The sequence below is a fragment of the Dermacoccus sp. CCH2-D9 genome, from assembly GCF_001556795.1.
GTDB classification, from domain to species: domain Bacteria; phylum Actinomycetota; class Actinomycetes; order Actinomycetales; family Dermatophilaceae; genus Dermacoccus; species Dermacoccus nishinomiyaensis.
The window spans coordinates 1-21,529 of record NZ_LSJT01000116.1 but is presented as its reverse complement, the minus strand read 5'-3'; the positions used below and the strand labels follow the sequence as shown (position 1 = coordinate 21,529).

19 protein-coding genes are annotated in these 21,529 nt (G+C 69.6%); 6 read left to right on the top strand and 13 right to left on the bottom strand.

What is annotated here, in order from left to right:
• From AX669_RS10225 to AX669_RS10195, 7 genes are all read right to left on the bottom strand, one after another.
• The coding region (locus tag AX669_RS10225; RefSeq protein WP_062258264.1) for a DNA-3-methyladenine glycosylase at positions 1-1,094 on the bottom strand (1,094 nt) is incomplete at its 3' end.
• Complete coding sequence (locus AX669_RS10220; protein ID WP_062258263.1) at positions 1,081-2,184, bottom strand: hypothetical protein; 1,104 nt, start codon at positions 2,182-2,184, stop codon at positions 1,081-1,083. The genes AX669_RS10220 and AX669_RS10225, both read right to left, overlap by 14 nt.
• Positions 2,184-3,107 (bottom strand): glycosyltransferase family 2 protein, encoded by a 924-nt coding sequence (locus AX669_RS10215; RefSeq protein WP_006943591.1) that lies wholly within the window; start codon positions 3,105-3,107, stop codon positions 2,184-2,186. Before AX669_RS10215 ends, AX669_RS10220 begins: the two co-directional genes overlap by 1 nt.
• A 31-nt stretch (positions 3,108-3,138) precedes the next feature.
• Complete coding sequence (locus AX669_RS10210) at positions 3,139-3,588, bottom strand: hypothetical protein (protein WP_156444990.1); 450 nt, start codon at positions 3,586-3,588, stop codon at positions 3,139-3,141.
• Positions 3,589-3,671: 83 nt separating this feature from the next.
• A complete protein-coding gene (locus tag AX669_RS10205) occupies positions 3,672-4,430 on the bottom strand; it encodes an SDR family NAD(P)-dependent oxidoreductase (protein ID WP_006943602.1) in 759 nt (252 codons plus the stop codon).
• Entirely contained in the window at positions 4,423-5,709 is a 1,287-nt protein-coding gene (locus AX669_RS10200) for an AMP-binding protein (RefSeq protein ID WP_062258258.1), read from the bottom strand. The genes AX669_RS10205 and AX669_RS10200 overlap by 8 nt, the downstream gene beginning before the upstream one ends.
• Positions 5,706-5,960: a phosphopantetheine-binding protein gene (locus AX669_RS10195; protein ID WP_062258256.1), complete on the bottom strand. Its 255-nt coding sequence runs from the start codon at positions 5,958-5,960 to the stop codon at positions 5,706-5,708. Before AX669_RS10195 ends, AX669_RS10200 begins: the two co-directional genes overlap by 4 nt.
• A gap of 173 nt (positions 5,961-6,133) precedes the next feature.
• On the opposite strand from AX669_RS10195, the gene pseH reads away from it, so the two are divergent.
• Together pseH and pseI are read left to right on the top strand one after the other, a co-directional pair.
• Positions 6,134-6,652, top strand: a complete 519-nt coding sequence (gene pseH / locus AX669_RS10190) for a UDP-4-amino-4,6-dideoxy-N-acetyl-beta-L-altrosamine N-acetyltransferase (protein ID WP_062258252.1) — start codon at positions 6,134-6,136, stop codon at positions 6,650-6,652.
• Positions 6,649-7,713 (top strand): pseudaminic acid synthase, encoded by a 1,065-nt coding sequence (pseI, locus tag AX669_RS10185; protein WP_062258250.1) that lies wholly within the window; start codon positions 6,649-6,651, stop codon positions 7,711-7,713. The genes pseH and pseI overlap by 4 nt, the downstream gene beginning before the upstream one ends.
• Before the next feature lie 27 nt (positions 7,714-7,740).
• On the opposite strand, the gene AX669_RS10180 is transcribed toward pseI, so the two are convergent.
• The 4 genes from AX669_RS10180 to AX669_RS10165 all read right to left on the bottom strand — a co-directional run bounded on the left by AX669_RS10180 (position 7,741) and on the right by AX669_RS10165 (position 13,292).
• Positions 7,741-10,101 carry a glycoside hydrolase family 65 protein gene (locus AX669_RS10180; protein WP_062258248.1) on the bottom strand — a complete coding sequence of 787 codons (2,361 nt, stop codon included), beginning with the start codon at positions 10,099-10,101 and terminating at the stop codon, positions 7,741-7,743.
• On the bottom strand, positions 10,098-10,832 hold the full coding sequence (locus AX669_RS10175; RefSeq protein ID WP_062258247.1) for a beta-phosphoglucomutase family hydrolase: 735 nt from the start codon (positions 10,830-10,832) through the stop codon (positions 10,098-10,100). Before AX669_RS10175 ends, AX669_RS10180 begins: the two co-directional genes overlap by 4 nt.
• A 106-nt stretch (positions 10,833-10,938) precedes the next feature.
• The gene (locus AX669_RS10170) at positions 10,939-12,474 is read right to left on the bottom strand and encodes a hypothetical protein (protein ID WP_062258245.1); all 1,536 of its coding nucleotides are present in this window, start codon (positions 12,472-12,474) and stop codon (positions 10,939-10,941) included.
• Positions 12,453-13,292, bottom strand: coding sequence for a hypothetical protein (locus AX669_RS10165; protein WP_062258244.1), 840 nt, complete (start codon positions 13,290-13,292; stop codon positions 12,453-12,455). The genes AX669_RS10170 and AX669_RS10165 overlap by 22 nt, the downstream gene beginning before the upstream one ends.
• 154 nt (positions 13,293-13,446) lie before the next feature.
• On the opposite strand from AX669_RS10165, the gene AX669_RS10160 reads away from it, so the two are divergent.
• Together AX669_RS10160 and AX669_RS10155 are read left to right on the top strand one after the other, a co-directional pair.
• Positions 13,447-15,234 (top strand): glycosyltransferase family 2 protein, encoded by a 1,788-nt coding sequence (locus tag AX669_RS10160; RefSeq protein WP_062258241.1) that lies wholly within the window; start codon positions 13,447-13,449, stop codon positions 15,232-15,234.
• 27 nt (positions 15,235-15,261) lie between these two features.
• Positions 15,262-17,268, top strand: coding sequence for a glycosyltransferase family 2 protein (locus AX669_RS10155; RefSeq protein ID WP_197418894.1), 2,007 nt, complete (start codon positions 15,262-15,264; stop codon positions 17,266-17,268).
• Between the two features lie 92 nt (positions 17,269-17,360).
• Here the strand turns inward: AX669_RS10155 and AX669_RS10150 are convergent, their stop codons facing one another.
• Both AX669_RS10150 and pseB read right to left on the bottom strand, forming a co-directional pair.
• Complete coding sequence (locus AX669_RS10150; RefSeq protein ID WP_062258238.1) at positions 17,361-18,491, bottom strand: DegT/DnrJ/EryC1/StrS aminotransferase family protein; 1,131 nt, start codon at positions 18,489-18,491, stop codon at positions 17,361-17,363.
• A 10-nt stretch (positions 18,492-18,501) separates the two neighbouring features.
• A complete protein-coding gene (gene pseB, locus AX669_RS10145) occupies positions 18,502-19,491 on the bottom strand; it encodes a UDP-N-acetylglucosamine 4,6-dehydratase (inverting) (protein ID WP_062258232.1) in 990 nt (329 codons plus the stop codon).
• A gap of 150 nt (positions 19,492-19,641) precedes the next feature.
• Between pseB and AX669_RS10140 the strand changes: the two genes are divergently transcribed.
• Positions 19,642-20,763: a PseG/SpsG family protein gene (locus AX669_RS10140; protein ID WP_082740836.1), complete on the top strand. Its 1,122-nt coding sequence runs from the start codon at positions 19,642-19,644 to the stop codon at positions 20,761-20,763.
• Positions 20,764-20,835: 72 nt separating this feature from the next.
• The coding region (locus tag AX669_RS10135) for a cytidylyltransferase domain-containing protein (protein ID WP_156444989.1) at positions 20,836-21,529 on the top strand (694 nt) is incomplete at its 3' end.

Here is a 21,529-nt window from a genome sequence, read left to right as displayed (position 1 = left end):
AGGATGAGGCGCTCGGCGCGAAACCGGTGCCCACGGTATGGCTCCAGCAGGCGCGCCATGCCGGCGTCATCGGTGTCCTGGCCGATCAGCGCGTGCCCGATCTGCTTCGCGACGTGGTAATCCCTGAACGTCGGCGCATCGGCGTCACCCCAGGCCGTCTGCGCGACCTTGGCACTCGTCCACACTCCGAGCCCGGGCACGGACCGCAGGCGAGCGTGGGCCTCGGCGTGCGGCAGGTCCGCCGTCCGCTCGAGCGCGTCGGCGTGGTCGAGCGCTCGCATGATCGTGCGCGACTGCGGTGGCTCGACGCCGGCCTGCAACCACGCCCAGGACGGGATGCGTCGCCACCCCCGTGCGTCCGGCGCGGCGTGCATGCGGGCGACGGCATGCGCCTGCGGGCCGGCTGCGCGCACGACCTCCGCGGGCGTCGGGATGGGCGTGCCGTAGCGGCGTACGAGCACCCGAAACCCGCCGAACGCCTGCTTGCCGGTGACCTTCTGCTCGAGGATGCTCGGCACGAGCGAGGTGATGACGAGTCCCGTGCGCGGGGCGCGCCAGTGACGATGGTGCGGCTGGCGCAGTGCCGCCGTCACCCGGTCGTGACGGGCCACGAACCCGGACGGGTCGTCGTCACCGCCCAGGATGCGAGGCACCCGACCCTGGAACCACGCCGCACCCGGGCCGTAGGCCCGCAGCTCGACGCGGTCGGGACGCTCGGCGCGCGCGCTGCCATCGGGCATGGCGGCGGTTCGCGGCTCACACCCCGCCATCCCACCGAGGCCCGGCCTATCCGCTCGTGCGGCTCCGGGCGTCGCTACGGGTGTACCGCCACGCACGGGCATCGAGCGCCACCACGTCAACGCCGGCCCGAGGGGCGTCGTCACGGCCCACCACAACTGCCGTTCGCCGATGACCATGCTCGGGTCGCCCACGCCGCGGCGCAGGGCCCCGAGGATCTGCGCTAGCGGCACCGGCCGGCCGGGTTCCCACACCTCGAACAGGTCGGCCGACATGGCGCCGGGCGCGCCCGCCCCGTCGGCCCCGTGGACTGTGTCGCCCCCGCCGGCCCCCTCGGCCGCGTCAGCGACGTCCATCAGACCCACGCTCCTCGAGGCCGCGGGAGACCACAGCACTCACCTCGCGCTCCACCTCGTCGAGTGGAACCCGCTCACCGAGGAACGCCTCGAAGATCCCGGCTTGCTCGGGCGAGACGTCGGTGTCGAGGTGCGCCACGCTCGGCTCACTCACCCACACGACGGGCATGCCGACCATGGCCGACAGGTTGATGAGGGCCGTGCTCGGCCCGCCGAGCGCCAGGCTCGCACGCACGACGTCCGGGTCGAGCTCGGCGGTGCCCCGCGAGAGCATGATGTCGAACTCCGCGTACCGGGCGCGATCTTCGGCGGGGTGCGGACGCACGAGCGGTCGCAGCCCGGCCGCGGCCGCGGCGTCCGCGAGGCGTCGCACGTACGCGAGGTAGGCCTCCGGCGAGCACCAGCCGAGGTCGACGACCGGCTGGGTGAGGATGACGGCGCTCGCGTCGCTGCCGGGGCGCGCGTCGCCCAGCTCGCGTCCGAACTCGGCGGCGACGGCCGGCAACACCTCCCACGATGATCCGACCGAACGGAACGTCGGCCACCGCAGCGTCGTGCAGGCGCGCGCGATGGCCGCGGTGACGAGCGTGCGCGCTGCGGCCTTCGCCGCCGGGGTGCCGTGACGCTCCAGCGCCGCCCGCCGCGAGTCACGCGAAGCGTAGGAGCCGATGCCCTCGTCCGTGACGACGACCTCGATGCGCCGCGTCGGGTTGGCTCGTCGCAGCCGGGCGACGGCCTTGAGCCCCGGCGCGCCCACGGCGACGTAGAGGCAGCGGGCCGCGTCGTCGAATCGCCATCCGGGCATCCCGTCTTCGACGGTGACGCTCCCGCCCTGAGGCAGCAGCTCGCGCGCGTCGTCGACGGTGACGGCGTCGGAGGAGAGGAACGCGGGCGCGGCGATGAACGAGACGCGGATCGGCGTGACCCCGTCGACGAGGGTGCGCACGTAGGAGGCGATGTAGACGAGGTGACTGCGGTTCTTCACCCCGGTGATGGCGACGTGGATGCCCCGCGTGCCCTGCGCGTCGAGCGACGCTGGGCGGCCGCTCGAACGAGTGAGTCTGCGACGCAGCGAGGTTGCGGCCCCCATCACAGCACCGGGGGCCGGCCGAGACGCGTCAGCCGGGCGACGGTCGACCACGACATGACGCGCCGCTCCCCCGCGTCGGTCCGCACGCCCTCGACGAAACCGGCGAACCACGTCTTGAGTGCCTCCTTGTCCTTGACGCGCAGCACCGTGATGGCGGCCCAGTTGCCGAGGTAGAGGGGCACCAGCGGCGCCGGTAGGTTTCGCTTGGCGACCCACACGCGGTTGCGCGCGTTCATCCGGTAGTACACGGCGTGACGCGCGGGGCTCGTCGCGGGGTGATGGACGGTGATGCTCGGGACGTACTGGATGACCCAGCCGGCGTCGATGAGGCGCCAGGCGAGGTCGATGCCCTCGTGGCCGTAGAAGAACTCCCCTGGCCAGCCGCCGACTTCCTCGAACGCGGTACGCCGGGACAGGTGGATGCCTTCGAGGAACCACGTCGCGGGCCCGGGCTTGCCGCCGCCTTCGACACGCAGGCGCGGAATCCATCGCCGCGGCGTCGGCTTTCCCGTCGGATCCTGTCCCAGCGGGCCGATGACGGCGTTCTTCGGGTCGCGTTCCATCTCACGCACCATGTCGGCGAGGACGTGATCGTTCGGCAGGGTCGCGTCGTCGTCGAAGAAGAAGAGGTAGTCGCCGCGCGCCTTGGCTGCCCCGACGTTACGCCCGCCCGGGATGCCGAGGTTCTCCGGCGAGTACAGGGGGCGCACGACATCGGGGAACGGCCACGGGTTCTCGGCCGGATCCCACCCGTTGCCGAGCAGCACGACGTCGAGTTCGACGTCGCGCTGGGCGATGAGCGAGTCAAGCGCCGCCCGCAGATCGTCGGGGCGGTTGCCCATCGTCATGAGGACGACGCCGACCCTCGGCAGCGCCCTGCCCTCGGACGAGCCCGGTTCCGCACCCGGTTGTGTCATCGTCATGTCTTTCCTCCGTCGTGGGAAACCGTGGCGCTCACCGCACCTCGACTCTGCTGCCAGGGTAGAGTGCGCCGCCGACAACCCCGGAATCTCGGGGTTTTGCGCCGCTCAACGCCGCCGCGCGCGTCATGACGACGTCACCTCGAACCTCCGTGCGCCACGCCACCCGACCCACCGCGGCATCCTCCAGCACGTCGGCCGGCACGGCGAGCCCATGGCGCGAGAGCCACGTGATGATCGGGACGTCGGCGAGCTTGGCCAACGCTTCGGCGCGCGTCCAGGCCCCGGCGAACTCGACCGGGTCGTCCACCCCGAACCGCCGTACCAAGGACGCCCGCACCGGCGCGACGATCTCGGCGTCGATGACGAAACGCGCGCTCTCCCTCACCCGTTCGGGCACACGCCAGCCGAGGCCGGTCCCGTCGGCGAGGTAGCTACGCGCGGCGTCGGGAAACGTCGTCGCGTTGACGTCGGCGGCGCGCACGACGTCGCCGTCACGCACGGCGGCCTCGAGCACCACACATGCGGGTGAGGTGTTCGAGGCCGGTGGCCGCGTCGTGGGGTCGTTCAGATCGAGCCGCCGCCGTCGATCGTCAGCACCATGCCGTTGATGTTCGTGTCTTCGAACAGCAGCATGCGCAGCGTCGGCGTGATGTTCTCCGGCTCGACGAGACGGTTCGTCGGCGTCCGGCGGGTGATCGTCGACAGCTGCTCGGTGCCGAGCACGGAGCTCATCTCCGACGCGAAGAAGCCGGGCGCGATCGAGTTGACGAGGAATCGCCCGTGCATCTCCCGCGCGAGCGAGCGCGTCGCGGCGTCGAGGCCACCCTTCGTCGCCGAGTACGCGACGAGGCCGGCGTAACCGCGCTGCGCGCAGACGCTCGTCACGTTGACGATGCGGCCCTTGCCGACCTTCGCCATCGCGTGACGCATGAACGCGCGCGTGACGAGCAGCGTCGCCGTCAGGTTGGTCGAGATGATGTCCTCGATGCGCTCCGGCGTCGTGTGCAGGTGCAGCGAGTCCTGACCGATCGCCGCGTTGTTGACGAGCGCGTCGATCGGGCCGAGCACCTTCGCGGCGTCCTTGATGAACGACGTGACGGCCTTCGAATCCGTGATGTCGACCGAGCCGACGTACACGCGCTCCGGGTTGGCGTCCATGAGCTGCTGCAGTTCGGGCGTGACGGTGCGGGCGAACGCCGCGACCTTCGCGCCGTTCGCGAGCACCTCCTCGACGAACGCGAGGCCGAGGCCGCGCGAGCCTCCGGAGATGAGGACGCAGGAGGCTGCGGGGATGACGTTCGGCTCGTTCGTGGTCTCAGACATCGCTCTTCAGGCTCTCTTTGATCGGGATCTCACTCAGGTACTTGACGCGGCGTGGCACCGCGTATTCGGGCAGTCGCTCGGCGCACCACGCCTGCAGCGCAGCCTGGTCGGGCGCACCGGGGTCACCCTTGGCGAGGCCGTCGCGCAGGACGACGTCCGCTGCGACGACGTTGCCGACGAGCGGCGCCTTGCGCCCGCGCACGGCGGCCCAGGCGACGTCGGGGTGCTCGAGCAGCACTGCCCGCACGGCGCCCGCGGACGCCTTCGACCCGCCGACGTTGATCTCGTCGCTCGCGATGCGGCCGGTGATGACGACGCGTCCTTCGGCGATCTCGACGTGGTCGCCGGTGTGGATGACGGCGTCCATGCCCTCGGCGGCCTTCGGCGAGGCGATGAGCAGCTCACCGTCCTCGACGCTCAGGCGCGGGCGCCCGGCGACCTCGCGCTCCAGCCAGGTCTCGGGGAATCCGGCGAGCCCGTCGTGGACGGCGATCGCCGCACCGGCCTCGGAGCTCGCGTAGATCCATGAGATACGTGCGTCGGGGAAGACCTCACGCAGTCGGTCGAGGATGCCCTGGTCGACGGGTTCGCCGCCGAGCGTGATCTGTTCGAGCTTCAGCTGGGCGAGCACGTCACCGTTGCGCCACAGCGCTTGACGCCAGAACGTCGGCGTGCCGGATGCCGCCGTCACGCCCGCCGCGAGCGCCTGCTGCGGCCACTCGTCGAGCTGCGAGGGTTCGACGAAGACGACGTCCTGCCCGGGCATCGTGAGCGAGAGGGTGACGACCTGCCACCAGGCGTAGGCGCCCGGGGTGTAGGGGCACAACCAGGTGCGCGCAGGCTGCTGCCCCCCGACGGTCGTCAACGACTCCAGGGTGTGTGCCACCTGCTTCGGACGCCCGGTCGAACCGGACGTCAGCAACCAGATGCGGCCCGCCTCGGGCTCGCGCGGCGCCGTCGCGGCCTCGAGCGTGACGCCGCCGGCGCTGTCGCGCACGAGCGTCAGCCCCCCGTCACGCAGCTGCGCCGCCTGCTCGTCCCCGATGCGCGACGCGGTCGCGATGAGCGTCTCGCGGCCCGGGTCGAGCGCTGCGTTCCAGGCGGCCTGAGCCGCCGCGCGGTGCCCCGAGACCAGGCAGGCCGCGGCGGGCGGCAGCGTCGGTGTGTCGGACGATGCGCCGTACGGCGCCTGCGCCAACTCAGCCCACGTGCCGTCGAACTCGCCGACGACGACGCGGTTGCCCGCGCCCGCAGGACGCGAGTCGAGCACCCCCGTCATTCGGCCTTCTGAAGCTCGTCGATGAAGTCGAGGACGTCTCCGACGGTCTCGATGGAGCGCAGGCCGGGCGCGTCGAAGTTGAGTTCGGTGTCGAGCTCGTCCTCGACCTGCAGGGCCAGTTCGGAGAAGTCGAGCGAGCGGAAGCCGATGGTGTCGAGGCGCGCGGCGTCGTCGGCGGGCAGTTCCTTGCCCTGGGCGGCGAGGACCTCGCCCATCATCGTGCGGACCTGATCGCGGCTGAGCGTGCTCATGACTTCACCTTTGCTCGATGCTGTGACGGCCCGGCGCTCACTCTGCGCGCCGCTGGGGGCGCAGCATGCCTGCCGGGGCCTGTTTCCTTACGGGGTAGTCTAGACATTCCGGCTGTCTGCGCCATTTCGTGCGTTTCGGCACCCGGCCCAGCCGTATTCGAGGGAGATCGACGATGCTTCGTCCCGCCACCGACGCCGACCAGGAGAACGTGCGCACCTGGCGCAACCATGACGAGGTGCGAGCCGTGTCGCTGACGCAGCACGTCATCAGCGCTGACGAGCATGCCGCGTGGTGGGCGAACACGAAGGACAACCCGTCGCGTCACGTGCTCATCTACGAACGCGGTGGCGTGCCGTCGGGCGTCGTCACCTTCTTCGACCTCGACGTCGACGCGAAGACGTCGTGGTGGGGGTACTACCTGGACAACGACGGCCTCACCGCCCGCGGTGAGCTGCTGCCGGCGTGGATCCAGATCCAGCGCGAGGCCGTCAAGTACGCCGACGCCGACCTCGGTCTCGACACGCTCGACGCCGAGGTGCTCGAGATCAACGAGGGCGTGCGCCGGTTCAACAAGCGCAACGGCTTCACCGAGCTGGAGACGCAGAACCGAGAGATCGGCGGCGAGAACGTCGCCGTCATCCACGTGCGCCGCGAGCGCCCCCGCACCGACCGCCAGGAGCCGACATCATGACGCAGAACCCGAACCAGAACATCCGCATCGGTGACGTCGAGGTCGGCCCAGGCGCCGAGCCGTACATCATCGCGGAGATGTCGGGCAACCACAACGGCAGCCTCGAGACCGCGCTCGACATCGTCCGCATGGCCGCAGCACAGGGCGCGCACGCCATCAAGCTGCAGACGTACACGGCCGACACGATCACGATCGACGTGCGCACCGACGAGTTCAAGATCTCCGGCGGGCACGAGCTGTGGGGCGATCGCTACCTCTACGACCTCTACACGGAGGCGCACACCCCGTGGGAGTGGCACGAGCCGATCTTCGCGCTCGCGAAGGAGCTCGGCATCCACGCCTTCTCCTCCCCCTTCGATCCGACGGCCGTCGACTACCTCGAGAACCTGGACGTGCCCGCGTACAAGATCGCGAGCAGCGAGATCGTCGACCTGCCGCTCATCCGGTATGCGGCAAGCAAGGGCAAGCCGATCATCATCTCGACGGGGATGGCCTCGCTGGGTGAGATCAACGCGGCCGTCGAGGCGGCGCGCAGCACGGGCAACGAGCAGGTCATCGTGCTCGCCTGCACCGCCAACTACCCGGCCGACCCGAGCGAGTCGAACCTGCGCGGCATCCCCGTCATGCGCGACGCCCTCGGCACGCTCATCGGCTACTCCGACCACACGATGGGCATCGGCGCGGCCGTCGCGTCCGTCGCGCTCGGCGCGGTTCTCGTCGAGAAGCACGTGACGCTGAACCGCGAGGACGGCGGCGTCGACTCGGCATTCTCCTCCGAACCGGAGGAGCTGAACCAGCTCGTCACGCAGACGAAGATCGCGTGGCAGTGCCTCGGCGAGCCGCGCATCGGCGCCCGCGCCCAGGAGAAGGAGGGCCTGCGCTTCCGCCGCAGCCTCTACGTCGTCGAGGACGTCAAGGCCGGCGACGTCGTGACGGCGCAGAACGTGCGCTCCATCCGCCCCGCGAACGGCCTGCCCACCGATACCTTCGACACGCTCGCGGGTCGCACCTTCACTCAGGACGCTCCCAAGGGCACCCCCATGTCCTGGGATCTCGTCTGAGCCCGATGCACCGCGGCACGCGCTGATTCACCCCGAGGTGATGGGCTCCCGGCCGGCGGGCTGCTGGGGCGTCGGCGTCAGGGGGATGCGCTCCTGCAGCGGTCGGCTGACGGGTTCCGCCGTGGTGAGCGTGAACGTCTCCCCCGCGTGGACGAGGTCGACGTGCCCGTCGCGCCCATCGACGTCGTCCTCCAGCGTGTAGGTGACATGGTCGCGGGTGATCGCGACGTGCACCTGCCACCCGCGCCAGCGCACCGCGAACCGCAGCGAGCGGATGGCCTGCGGTAGCGCCGGGTCGAAGCTCAGCACACCGTCGTGGTCGCGCATGCCACCGAAACCGCACACGAGGGCGAGCCATCCGCCGGCGAGGGAGGCGACGTGCACACCGTCGCGCGTGTTGTGCTCGAGGTCGCGCAGATCCATGAGCGAGGCCTCGAGCAGGTAGGCGTAGGCGAGGTCGAGATGCCCCACCTCTGCCGCGACGACGGACTGCGTGCACGCCGACAGCGACGAGTCGCGCACGGTCAGGCGCTCGTCGTGGTCGAACGCGCGCGCCTTCTCCTCCTTCGAGAAGCTGTCCCCCATCCAGTGCAGTGCGAGGACGAGGTCGGCCTGCTTGATGACCTGCTTGCGGTACAGATCGAAGTACGTGTAGTTCATGAGCAGCGGGTAGGCGTCGGACTCGGCGCTCTCGGCAAAATCCCACACTTCTCGATCCGTCGACCCGGCGAACTGCTGGTGGACCCCGCGCTCAGCGTCGTGGTGCACCGCCATCCGCTCCGCCGCGTCACGCCAGCGTGCGAGGTCGTCGTCGACGACGCCGAGGGCTTCGGCCGCGTCCTCATGGCGTTCGGCGACGTCCGCCGCGTAGCGCAGGTTACGAGCCGCCGCCAGGTTCGTGTACGTGTTGTCGTGGACGATGGCGCTGTACTCGTCAGGCCCGGTCACTCCGCTGATGTGGAAGCACCCGTCGTCACCGTGATAGCCGAGCGACATCCACAGACGTGCCGTCTCGACGAGCAGCGGCAACGCGATCTCCCGTTCGAACGTCGTGTCCGCCGACCACCAGGCGTGACGCATCGCGGCGAGGGCGATGTCGGCGTTGATGTGCATCGCGGCCGTGCCCGCCGGCCAGTATCCCGAGCACTCCTGGCCGCGGATCGTGCGCCACGGGAACGCCGCGCCCTCGAGCTTGAGCGTCGTCGCACGCTCACGCGCCAGGTCGAGGCAGTCGCGGCGCCACATGAGCGCGTCACGGGCCGCCTCGGGCGCCGTCGCGCTGAGCACCGGCAGGACGAAGGCCTCGGTGTCCCAGAAAGAGTGACCGTCGTACCCGGGCCCCGTCAGGCCCTTCGCGGGTATCGCGCGCCCCTCGGCGCGGGCCCCGGCCTGCAGGACGTGCCACAGCCCGAACCGGACGGCCTGCTGTACCGCCGGGTCACCGTCGATCTCGACGTCGGCGCCGCGCCAGAACTCTTCCAGGTACGTGCGCTGCTCGTCGACGAGGGTCTCCCAGCCGGTGTGCAGGGCGGTCGAGAGCGAGCCGTCGACCTGATCGCGCAGTGACGCCCAACTGCGGCGCGACGACCAGCCGTAGGCGACGAACTTCGTCACGCCGAGACGCTGACCGGGCGCAAGGCTCGTGCCGATCGTCGTGCGCGACCAATCCGGTTCGGCGTACGTGTGCAGGCTGGCCTCTCCGTGCAGGACGTGGTCGCATGCGACCGCCATGCGCAGCCCGCTTGTGCGCGTGGCGTGCATGAGCAGTGAGCGGGCACCGTTGCTGCTGTGGCACTCGGGCACGAGCACGTCGTGCAGGGCCGCCGCGACGCGCGGATCTTTCGACGTCTGGGGCAGTTCCTCGTTCGCGACGAGCTCGCTCTGGATGACGATGCGCACGGGTGCGTCGACGGCTTCGACGGTGTAGTCGATCGCGAGGACGGCCCGCTGGGTGAAGCTCACGAGGCGGGTCGAGGTGACCTTGACGGTGCGGTTCGTGGGCGAGCGCCACACGACCTCACGGCGCAGCACGCCCGCGCGCAGGTCGAGGGTGCGCTCGTGGGAGATGATCGTGCCATACCGCAGGTCGAAGGGTTCGTCGTCGACGAGCAGACGGATGATCTTGCCGTCGGTGACGTTGACGATCGTCTGCCCCACCTCCGGGTAGCCGTAGCCGGCCTCCGCGTACGGCAACGGTCGTTCTTCGAAGAACGAGTTGAGGTAGGTGCCGGGTAACCCGGCCGGGTCTCCCTCCTCGAGGTTGCCGCGCACGCCGATGTGCCCGTTCGACAGCGCGAACAGGCTCTCGGACTCGGCGAGGTCGTCCTCGCGCAGGCCCATCTCGCGTACCTGCCACGGTTCGACGAGCAGGCGCGCCCCGCGCGTCATCGCGCGTCCTCGACGAGTTCGCCCAGGTCCGTGACGACGACGTCGGCGCCGTGGGCGAGCAGTGCGTCACCCTGGCCGACGCGGTCGACCCCGATGACGTACCCGAACGACCCGGCTCGGCCGGCCTCGACACCGGACAGGGCGTCCTCGAACACGGCGGCCTGATTCGGGCGGGCTCCTGCGAGCTTCGCGCCCGCGAGGAACGAATCGGGAGCCGGCTTGCCCGCGATGTGCTGCTCGGCGAGGGTCACGCCGTCGATGCGCCCCTCGATGAACTCGGCGAGCCCGGTGACATCGAGCACGGTGGCGGTGTTGGCACTCGAACTGACGACGATGCGGTGCAGCCCCGCTTCTCGCGCCGCCTCGAGGTAGCGCCGCGAGCCGTCGTAGACCGTGACGCCGTCGCGGCGGATCGTCTCGATGACGGCCTCGTTCTTGAGGTTGCCGATGCCCCACACCGTCTGCGTGCCCGGAGCGTCGCCGCGGGAGCCGTCAGGCAGGGTGAGGCCACGCGAGGCGAGGAAGTCGCGCACCCCGGCCTCGCGGGGCTTGCCGTCGACGTGGTCGAGGTAGTCGCGCTCGGCATCGAACGGCGTCTGGTCTGGATGGTGTTCGGCGAGGTAGGCGTCGAAGGTCGTCTTCCAGGCGGCGCGGTGCACACTCGCGGTGTCGGTGAGCACCCCGTCGAGGTCGAAGAGACACGTGGTGATGGATTCGGGCATCCCGAGCATGGCGACATCTTCCCTGGTGACGAACGCTGGACCGCCCCAGTGTGTCGGCAAACGCGGGTGCCGGCCAGGGCTTCGCCCTCGCCGGCACCGGGGATTCATCGGATGTTCAGCGGGACAGGCCCTTCTTGACCGTCTTCTTCGCCGTTGTAACGATCCGCTTGCTCGCGACCTTCGGCAGGTCCTTGCCGTGCCGCTTGGCGTAGCGCACCGTCTTCTTGACGTTGGACTTCGCGACGAACGCGGCGTAGTCCTTCTCGTCCCACTTCCAGCGCGCCCAGACGCTCTTCAGCTCGTCCTGTTGACGCTTGACGACGGCGAGCAGTTCTTCGCGGGTCTGGCCCTCGTCACGCACCGTCGTCACCCACTTCGCGAGGTCGTCGGGTCGCGGGGCGCCCGCCATTGCGCCGAGGGCGGCAAGACGCGTCATGCGGTTCATCGCGGTCGGCCAGGGGTGCTTGAGGCCGTGAACCTGCAGGGTCGACAGGTAGTCGCTCAGCGCGCGCCACACGACGTCCTCGAGCGGAGCCGGCGCGGCGGCCGGCTCGAGGAAGACGACGTCCTCGCCGTCGAGGTAGACGTTGCGCAGCCGGGCGTCCGCGTGCGAGGCCGGCACCTGGCCGTCTTCGGCCACGGCGAGCAGAGCCGCGTACCACTGCTTGAGGATCGCGCGCATCGACGGCGTGTCGGAGTCCGCCGCCATTTCGATGAGCTCCATGAGTACCGTGCGGCCCGCCGGCGGCAGGCGACGTTCGGTACCGTCCGCGTCGCGAAGGGCCTCGCCCGAGGCGTCCCAGACGCGCACCTCACCGTGCTCGCTCGCCGTGCGCAGCACGGGTTGGGACGGCACGTCGAACGCGACGATCCACCCTGCGGCGACCTCGTCCATGACGTCGGCGAGGGCGGCGGAGCGCACCGGCAGCGGCGAGGCGTAGCCGCGCAGGGCGTAGGCCGCCGCGGCGTCGCGAATCGCGGGCGTCGACGAGGTGACCTGAGTGAGAGCGTCGACCCGCACCCAGGACGGGTACAGACCCCAGGCGGCCGCAGGGCGCCCTGTCGAGTCGATCCAGCGCTGCAGCTGCGTGAGCGTGCGCGGGCGCGTCGCGTCCCAGGTGCGGAACGGCGTCCAGTCGCGGTCGAAGTTCGCGGCGTACGTGTCGATCTGCCCGGACGTGCGATGCAGGCCCCGCTCGTTCTCGAGCGCGATCATGACGCCGGCGCCGGGTGCTGCGAGGTTGAGCAGCGACGTCGCCATCTCGTGCCAGGTGCGCTCGGGTGCCTCGGCGGACAGGACGCGGGAGAAGTCGTCGAGCATGAGGATGGTGTCGTACGTCTCGCCGGCCGCGATGACCTGCGTGAAGTCCCCGGCGAAGATCTCAGCTTGTGGCAGACGCGTGGCGATGGTGCCCGCATCCTGCGCGGCCCGCACGACGACGCTCAGCGCGTCGGCCTCACCGGCGATGCGCTCGAGCAGGCCCAGTTCCATCGGGCCGACGACGAGGACGCGGCCACGCGCCTGCGGCACGAGATCCGCGACGAGCGGGCGCCACGACGGGCCGTCGACGTCGAGGTCGACCCAGTTCTGCATGACGCCCCGGCCGAGCAGGACGTTGTCGTACTGCTTCAGTTCGACGATTCGAGCCATGGTTCATCCCATCCGAGGGTGTAGCGGAGTTCATCCGGGGACATGAGGTGGTCGGTGCCGAGCTCGGCCCGTGACGTCTCGAGGGCGTGCTCGATGTCGAGGTGCTCGCCGAACATCTCCGGGTAGAGGGCCTCGAGCAACCCCGCGCCGTTGAAGCCGGCCTTCACGCCGACGAATTCCATCGGGTCTCCGTACACGGCAGGCTCGCACCCGGCGGCGGCACCGTAGAAGACGGCCGTCGTCAGTCGATTGGAGATGACACGCTTGTGTTTCTTTTGCTCCTCGAGCTGACGGAAGAGGAAGAAGCGGTCGGTCCCCTTCCACTGGTTGCCGCGCCGGCCGTGGGTGATGACGCGAAAACCGGAGTCCTCGTAGTGCTTGCGGATCTCCGGGTCGTCGTACTCGACGTAGTAGAGACAGGCGGTGACGGGGCCGTCCTCGACGGCCTTGACCTGCTCGATGAGCTTGTCGTGGCTGCCCATGACCGACTCGTAGTCGTTGGTGCCGTGGAAGGGATAGAAGATGGTGCCCTCGCGCTCGGGCGCCGGCTCGTCCTTCTTCAAATCCATGAGGTAGAGGTACGGCGCACCGATGACGGCGAAGTCGCGCCAGCCGATGACCTGACCGCGGCGTCGGTTGCGGTCGTTCCACACCAGCTTGGTGAAACTGTGGTCGTTGACGTGGCCGTACCCGAGGCCGTGCGCGAAGTTCCAGCCATGCTGGATCACCCCGCGGATGGGGGGCGGGGACGCAGGATCGAGGCCGCAGTACTCGGCCAGGATGTGCGCGTGCCCATACCAGTGATTGGTGTGATCCACGCGAGGACCTCCCGCACCTAGGGGTAACGAACGTCCGAAGGATACCAGCCGGCAGGTGCCGGCCCGGCGCCGTCACACCCGGCCCGGGAATCCGGGCGGAACGCTCGACTAGACTCCTGATCCAGTACGTCTCGCATCGATCCGAGGAGGTCGGATGGGTCCGCTGGTCAGCGCGATCGTCCCGTTCTACAACGTCGAGGAGTTCCTCGACGGCTGCCTTGCCAGCATCACAGCCCAGACCTATCCGAACTTCGAGTGCATCCTCGTCGACGACGGCTCCCCCGACGGCTCACGCGCCGTCGCCGAGCGCTGGGCGAGCCGGGACGAGCGTCTGCGCATCGTCACCCAGGAGAACCAGGGGCTCGGCGCAGCGCGAAACACGGGGACGGCGCACTCGCACGGCGACTACCTCATCTTCCTCGACAGTGACGACCTGCTGGCGCCGCGAGCGTTCGAACAGTTCGTCACCTCCTTGGAGGCATCCGGCTCGGACTTCGCGGCGGCCCACGTGTGGCGTCTGCCCCTGACGCGCCCGGTCGAGCCCTCCTGGGCCCACAGCGAGCCCTTCGCGCAGCGACGCATGCGCACCTCGATCCGCGAGGTGCCGCTGCTCATGCGTGACCGCATGGCGTGGAACAAGATGTGGCGCCGCTCGTTCTGGGAGGAGGGCGGCTACGCCTGGCCCGAGATGAAGTTCGAGGACTTCCCGGTCTCCATGCGCGCCCACCTCGAGGCGACGGCCGTCGACACGCTGAGCGACCCCGTGTACGTGTGGCGCGAACGCCCCGTCGGCCAGTCGATCTCCGGTCAGGGCAAGGCCCTCGACAACGTCCAGGACCGAGTGCGCGCCGCGATCATGGTGCTCGACACCGTCGACGCCTCCGGCTCGCCCGAGCTGCGCGAACTCGTCCACTCCCACCTCGTCGACGTCGACCTGCGCGAGGTCATGGGTTCGATGACGAGCGGTCACGCCGACGACCAGCCCACCATCGAAGCCCTCGCGCACGAGCTCGCCCAGCGCATCGACCCGGCACGCATCGTCCTGGCCGCACCCGACCTGCAGAAGGCCTACCGCGCGGCTCGCGAGAACGACATCGAACTGCTTCGTTCTCTCGCGACGGCGCGCCAGGCGTCGTCGCCGCAGCGTTCCACGCTGGATCGCGCCAGGCGCGCCCCCAAGGCGCTCGTCAGGCGCGCGACCACGATGGCCGAGCAGGTGAGCTCCCCCCGCCCGCGCACCGCCACGCTGGTCGAGGCCGACTTTGGCGACGAACTCATCACCCACCGCATCCGCATCAAGCTCGACGAGCGCCTCAAGCGTCGCGCGACGGTCACCGCGAAGATCGGTGAGAAGGAGATGAAGGTCATCACGGCAATCACCTCCGAGGGCCTCATCTGCGACCTCGAGATCGAGCCCCTCACCGTGGCGCGGCACGGCGGGTTCAATCCGGTCACGCTCGCGGTCGAGGCGGGCCCGGTGCACTTCGAGGGTCACGTCGTCGCCCCGAGCGACCTGCTGGGGGGCTTCCACCGCGCGGGCTACCGTCTGCAGGGCCTCAACCGCGGTGGGCGCTACGGCATCGAACGCAAGCGCGACGCCGATCTCGTCACCGACCTCGTCCTCGACGGCGAGACCCTCCACGTCCACGTGAACCGCCAGCAGGGCGAGCTCGTCGTCGAACAGCCGTGGCCGACGACGCAGCGCACCTACCCGATCATCGACGGCGTGGCGAACGTGCCGCTCGCGGAACTCGTCGCGGCCGATCCTGCGGACAACCCGGTGACGAACGTCGCCTCCCGCCGCCTCAGCGTCACCGACGGCGTCACGACGATGCCGCTGCTGCTCGCGTGCGACGGGGTGCGCGCGCCGATCGCAGGTCGTGACGTCGAGGTGCGTCGCGCCGACGACGCGAGCGCCTTCCTCGTCCACCGCCCGGCCTGAGTGCTCGAACCGAAACCGGAGATCATCTTGGACACCTTCACCACCCCCCTGCTCTCGGTGGTCGTCCCGTTCTACAACGTCGAGGCGTACATCGGTGACTGCCTCGAGTCCATTCGCACCCAGCTGCTCGACGACATCGAGGTCGTCATGGTCGACGACGGCAGCAAGGACGGCTCGATCGAGGTGGCTCAGCGCTACGTCGACATGGATCCGCGCTTCCGTCTCGTGCGTCAGGAGAACCAGGGCCTCGGCCCGGCACGCAACACGGGAACCGCTCACGCGCAGGGCAAATACCTGACGTTCGTTGACAGCGACGACCTCGTCGCGCCGCGCGCCTACACCCTCATGGTCGATTCCCTCGAGGAGACCGGGTCGTCGTTTGCCGCAGGCAACGCCTACCGCTTCTCCTCGGCTAAGGGCGTCTACCAGTCGTGGACGCACCGTCAGCCGTTCGGCAAGACGAAGATCGCCACGACGATCGACGAGACGCCCGTGCTCATGCGCGACCGCATGATCTGGAACAAGGTCTACCGTCGCTCGTTCTGGGACGCGGGTGGCTACGAGTTCCCGGCCATCCGGTACGAGGACTACATGGTGACGCTGCGCGCCTATCTCGAGGCCCCCGCCGTCGATGTCTTCAGCGACCACGTTTACTTCTGGCGCGACCGCGAATCCGGTGACTCGATCACCCAGCAGGCCGCCCGCGCCGACAACGCGCTCGACCGTTTCCTCTCGGCCATGATGGTGCTCGACGTCCTCGACGACCACGACGCCTCGAAGGAGGTGCGCGAACGCGTCCACGCGTACTTCATCCACATCGACCTCGTCGCACTGTCCGAGTCGATGGTCAGCGTGCCCGCCGAGGATCGCCCCGACCTGGAGAAGATGGCGCTCGAGCTGGCGCACCGCCTGCAGCCGGGCATCGGGTACGAGACGACGCGCCTCGCCCGCCTGGTCCACGAGAGCCTGCTCGCCGGGGATCTGCCGATGGTGGCCAACCTCGCGACGTGGCGCTTGTCGGGCGACACGAAGACGTTCGGCAAGAAACTCGCGCGTCATCCCCGCCCGCAGGTGATCCCGACCGCCCTCGGCGCCGTCGTCAGCCGGCGTAAGCCGCAGAGTCCGTTCAAGGCCCGCAAGCTGAAGACGTCCGCGACGTCCGCGACCTGGGACGAGCAGGTGCTCACCGTCACGGCGTCGACGACGCTGCGCCCGCAGCTCGCGCACCGCGCGGACGTCATCGCGCAGTTGAAGTGGGGCCTCGACATCGTCGCCGATGTTCCCGTCGCCGTCACGAAGACGACGAAGGGCCTCGACCTCACATTCACCATCGACTCGCGCGTCCTGCGTCAGCTCGGCGACGAGTGGAAGATGGCGATCCTGTGGGTCGAGCTGCGTCTCACGGGGCTGCTGTGGCGCGGCCAGGTGCGCTTCTCGACCGACGCGTGCCCCGGCATCCGTCAGATCAGTGACGGCACGTGGGTGCAACCGCGCGGTATTGGCTGGTGGTTCGGGCTGCAGCGCCTCACGCATCCCACCGTCATCGAGCGCGTCGAACTGGACGGTGGCGTCGCGCGCGTCATCCCGGCCGTCGGCAACCTCGAGCGCCCGCTCGAGGTGCGCCGACCGGCGCCGAGCCCGCTCATCGAGTTCCGGCTGGCCGACGGTGACGCCGAGATTCCCGTCGCCGCACTGCTCGACGGCGACCCGGCCGACAACCTCGTCACCGGTGTGGCTGAACGCACCGTGGTCCAGGTGCTCGAGCGCCGCATGGAGCCCCTCTGGCGCTTCAACGAGGTCAACGAGAACAAGACCGACCTCAGCGAGTTCAAGCGGTACTACGACGAGTACACCTACCTGGCCGGTGACCCTGTCACGACCGTCGTGGGCCATCGTCGCCTCACGATCGGACGCGGGTGGTACGGCATGCTCGTCGTGCGTCAGGAGCCGGTGGGCGACCACGTCGAGGGCCTCACACCGATGGAAGAGGCCGAGGGAACCGGCGAGGACGCCGAGATGGCCGAAGCGTTGTAGGCCTCCCGTCGCCGCGGCATGACGAAGGGCCCACCGAACGCTGGTTCGGTAGGCCCTTCGCCCGTTCGTGCTCCGCTCGAAAAGCGGTGAGCTCACGCCCCGCAGAACGTCCGAATGATCTCGATGACCCGATCGACGTCCGAGTCGGCGAGGTCGGGAAACATCGGCAGACTGATTTCCTGCTCGTAGTAGGCCTCGGCCCTCGGGCACATGCCGCGCTTGTAGCCGAGATCGGCGAAGTACGGCTGCCAGTAGACCGGGATGTAGTTGACCTGCACACCGATGCCCTGCGCACGCAGATGGTCGAACAGCTCGCGGCGTCGGCCGTCGGTGATGCGCAGCGGATAGAGGTGCCAGACCGGTTCTGCGCCCGCGCGGTGGCCGGGCAACGTCAGCTGCTCGATGCCCGCGAGACCCTCGTTGTAGCGGTCCGTCAGCTCCTGACGGCGCGTCTTGAACTGCTCCAGTCGCGTCAGCTGGCTCGAGCCGAGCGCGGCCTGCAGGTCGTTGAGCCGGTAGTTGAGGCCCAGTTCGGGCATCTCGTACCACCACGCGCCCTCGTCGGGATGACGCAGCTGGTCGGCCTCGCGCACCATGCCGATGCCCTTGAACCGGCGCGCGCGCTCGAGGACGTCGGCGTCCTTCGCGACGACGGCGCCGCCCTCACCCGTCGTGAGGTTCTTCGTCGGGAAGAAGGAGAACGTCGTGATGTCCGCGAGGGAACCGACCGGCACACCGTTCAGGGAGCCGCCGACGGAGTGCGCCGCGTCCTCGAGCAGGTACGCGCCCGCATCCTTCGCGACCTTCGACAGCGCGGGGGCGTCGACGGGGTGGCCGCCGTAGTCGACGCCCGCGATCACCTTCGTCGAGGCGGTGACCTCGGCGGCGGCGGCCTCGGGGTCGAGGTTGCCCGTGTCCTCGCTGATGTCGGCGAAGACGATCTTAGCGCCCAGCAGCGCCGCCGCGGTCGCCGTTGCGAGGAACGTCAGCGGGGTCGTGATGACCTCGTCGCCCGGGCCGACCTCGGCCGCGGCGTACGCGACGTGCAGCGCAGCCGTGCCGGAGGTGACGGAGACCGCCGGCTCGGCGACGCCGGCCAGTTCGCCGATCTGCTTCTCGAACGTCTCGACGTACGGGCCGGTGGTCAGCCAGTCACCCGACAGCACCTCCTGCACGGCGGCGATGTCGGCGTCGTTGATGGACTGACGGCCGTAGGGCAGCATCCGCGCGCCCTCAGATGCCCGAGGCGAGCATCTGCTGCAGCTGCTCGATCGTGTACCACTGGTCGTTGTCGCCCGAGGAGTAGTGGAAGCCGTCCTCGACGGGCTTGCCGTCCTTCGGCGGCTCGTAGCCCCACGTCGCGAAGTCGGGCTGCAGGACGAAGTACTTGCCGTCCTTGACGATCACCGCGCGGCGGCCCTCCTCCGGGGAGATCATCTCCTCGTGGAGCTTCTCGCCGGGGCGCAGGCCGACGTCGTGCATCTGCGCGCCGGGGGCGATGGCCTGCGCGAGGTCGGTGACCTTCATCGACGGGATGCGCGGCACGAGCAACTCGCCGCCCTGCATGAGGTCGAAGGTGTCGAGCACCATCTGCACAGCGTCGTCGAGGGTGATGAAGAAGCGGGTGCAGCGCAGATCGGTGATCGGCAGCGACTCGCCGGCCTCGTGCATCGCCTTGAACTTCGGGATGATCGAGCCGCGCGAGCCCATGACGTTGCCGTAGCGCACGACGGCGAAGCGCGTCGGGTAGGCGGCGGCGTAGTGGTTGCCGAGGATGAACAGCTTGTCGGCCGTCAGCTTCGTCGCGCCGTAGAGGTTGATCGGGCTAGAGGCCTTGTCGGTCGACAGTGCGACGACCTTCTTGACGCCCGCGTCGATGCACGCCTCGATGACGTTCTGCGAACCGATGACGTTCGTCTTGACGAACTCGTACGGGTTGTACTCGGCCGTGTCGACCTGCTTGAGCGCCGCGGCGTGCACGACGTAGTCGACGCCGTGCATGGCGCGCTTGAGACGGTCGAGGTCACGGATGTCACCGATGAACCAGCGCAGGCGCGGGTCGTCCTTGAACAGCGCGCGGCACTCCCACTGCTTCAGTTCGTCGCGCGAGTAGATGACGACGCGCTTGGGGTTGTGCTCGGCGAGCAGCTTCGTGATGAAGGCCTTGCCGAAGGAACCGGTACCACCGGTGACCAGGATGGACGAACCGTCAAGAATGCTCACGCGGGCTCCCAAATCATGTCGTACGTCGGTGACGCCGGAGCAAACGCCACGCGACGCGGCGCCTCACCGTTCTGCTCGATATCAGGTCAAGGCTAGCACCCGGCCCGTAGGCGCCCCCCGCCCGTGCAGGCGGGGTGAGAGCATCGACGCATGGACGCTTCTCGTGCCCCGTCTCCCGCTGCGTGGCCCGGCGAGCCCGCCGCGACGACGCCTTCCTCCCCCACCCGTCGCGTCGTACTGCGCGCCGATGCCACACCGACCATCGGCGTCGGGCACGCGATGCGATTGCTTGCGCTCGCGCAGGAGTTGCGCGGACGAGGCATCGAGGTGCACCTCGCGGGCGATCTCGATGTGGCATGGGTGGCGTCGGCCTACGCCGAGGCCGGCGTTCTCGTGCACCCCTGCCCCACCGACCCCGACGACCTCGTCGCGCTCGTGCTCGATCTCGACGCGCGGTGGTGCGTCCTGGATCGCTACGACCTGGGTCCGCGCTGGGGCGTGTGGCTGCGGCGAGCCGGCGTCGTCGTCATGGCGATGGTGGACGGGCCGTTCTCGGCTGATCAAGACGCCGACCTCTACGTCGACCAGAATCCCGGTGCGACGCCTCGTGCCGTCGGCGCGGGACAGCTCGCCCTCGCAGGGGCGGACTACACCCTCTTTCGTGACGACGTGCTCGCGCTGCGCCGCCCCGTCGGTGACGTCGCCGTCGAGGACGTCGCCGACGAGGAGCAGCGCCCGCTGCGCGTGCTCGAGGTGTTCGGCGGCACCGACCCGTGCGGCGCGGCGCCCGTCGTCACACCTCTCGTACTGCAGGCATGCAGCGGCCTGGCCGCCGACATTACCGTCGTCACGCCTGACCCGACGTGGGTCGCCCCCCTCGCCGCGGATGCACCCCCCGGTGTCGAACTGCGTGCGAGCGGACCAGTGAGCGACCTCGCCGCGCGCGCCGCGGCCTGCGACCTCGTCGTGACCGCGAGCGGGTCGTCCGTGTGGGAACTCATGTGCCTCGGTGTCCCGCTCGGCGTCGTCTGCGTCATCGACAACCAGCGCCCGGGTTACGACATGGTGGCCGATGCAGATCTGGCGCTCGGGCTCGGCGACCTCGAGATGCTGCGACGCGACGATGACGCGCGCGCCGCGGCCGTGAGCGCGCTGCGCGAGGCGTTCACCGACCGCGACGTGCGCGTCGAGCGGGCCGCACGGGCTCAGGAGTTGCTCGACGGTCGGGGTCGCGCCCGCGTGGCGGAGGCTCTTGTCAGCCTGGCTCGCTAGGCTGGCGAACGCACCCTCGTCGAATCGGCACTGTTTCGAACAGCACCGTCCCAGCAGCTCCGGAGGCTCACCGTGACCCGCACCCGCGTCGTCATCCAATCCCGCCTGAACTCGAGCCGGCTGCCCGGCAAGGCGCTCATGACGATCGGCGGGATGCCGCTGATCGAGCTCGTCGCGCGCCGGGCCTCGCGTGATGGCCACGAGGTCGTCGTCGCCACCAGTGAGGAGCAGTACGACACCCGCATCTTCGACCACCTCGCCCGCGTCGACATCCCGGCGATGCGTGGCTCACTCGACGACGTGCTCGGCCGCTTCGTCGAGGCGACGAAGGACATGGACGACGACGACCGCGTCGTCCGCCTGACCGGCGACAACCCCGTCGGCGACTCGAGCCTCATCGACGAACTCGTCGAGGCCATGGATGCGGGCGGTTACGAATACGGCCGCAACGACGTCTCACACATGCCCGAGGGGCTCGGATGCGAGGTCTTCCGCGTACGCGATCTGCGGCGCGCCGCCGCATCGACGAGCGACCCGTACGACCGCGAGCACGTGACCCCGTGGTTGCGCCGCAACGTCAAGACGCTCGACTTCGTCCCCGCAGCGAACCCCGGCGACCCCGAACGGTTCCGCTGCACGGTCGACGTGCTCTCCGACTACGACCGTGTCTGCCGTCTGTTCGCCGACAAGGCCGACCCCGTCGCCGTCCCATGGACGGACCTCATCGCAGAGATCGGCGGGCCCGCCTTCACCGCCGGTCCCAGCG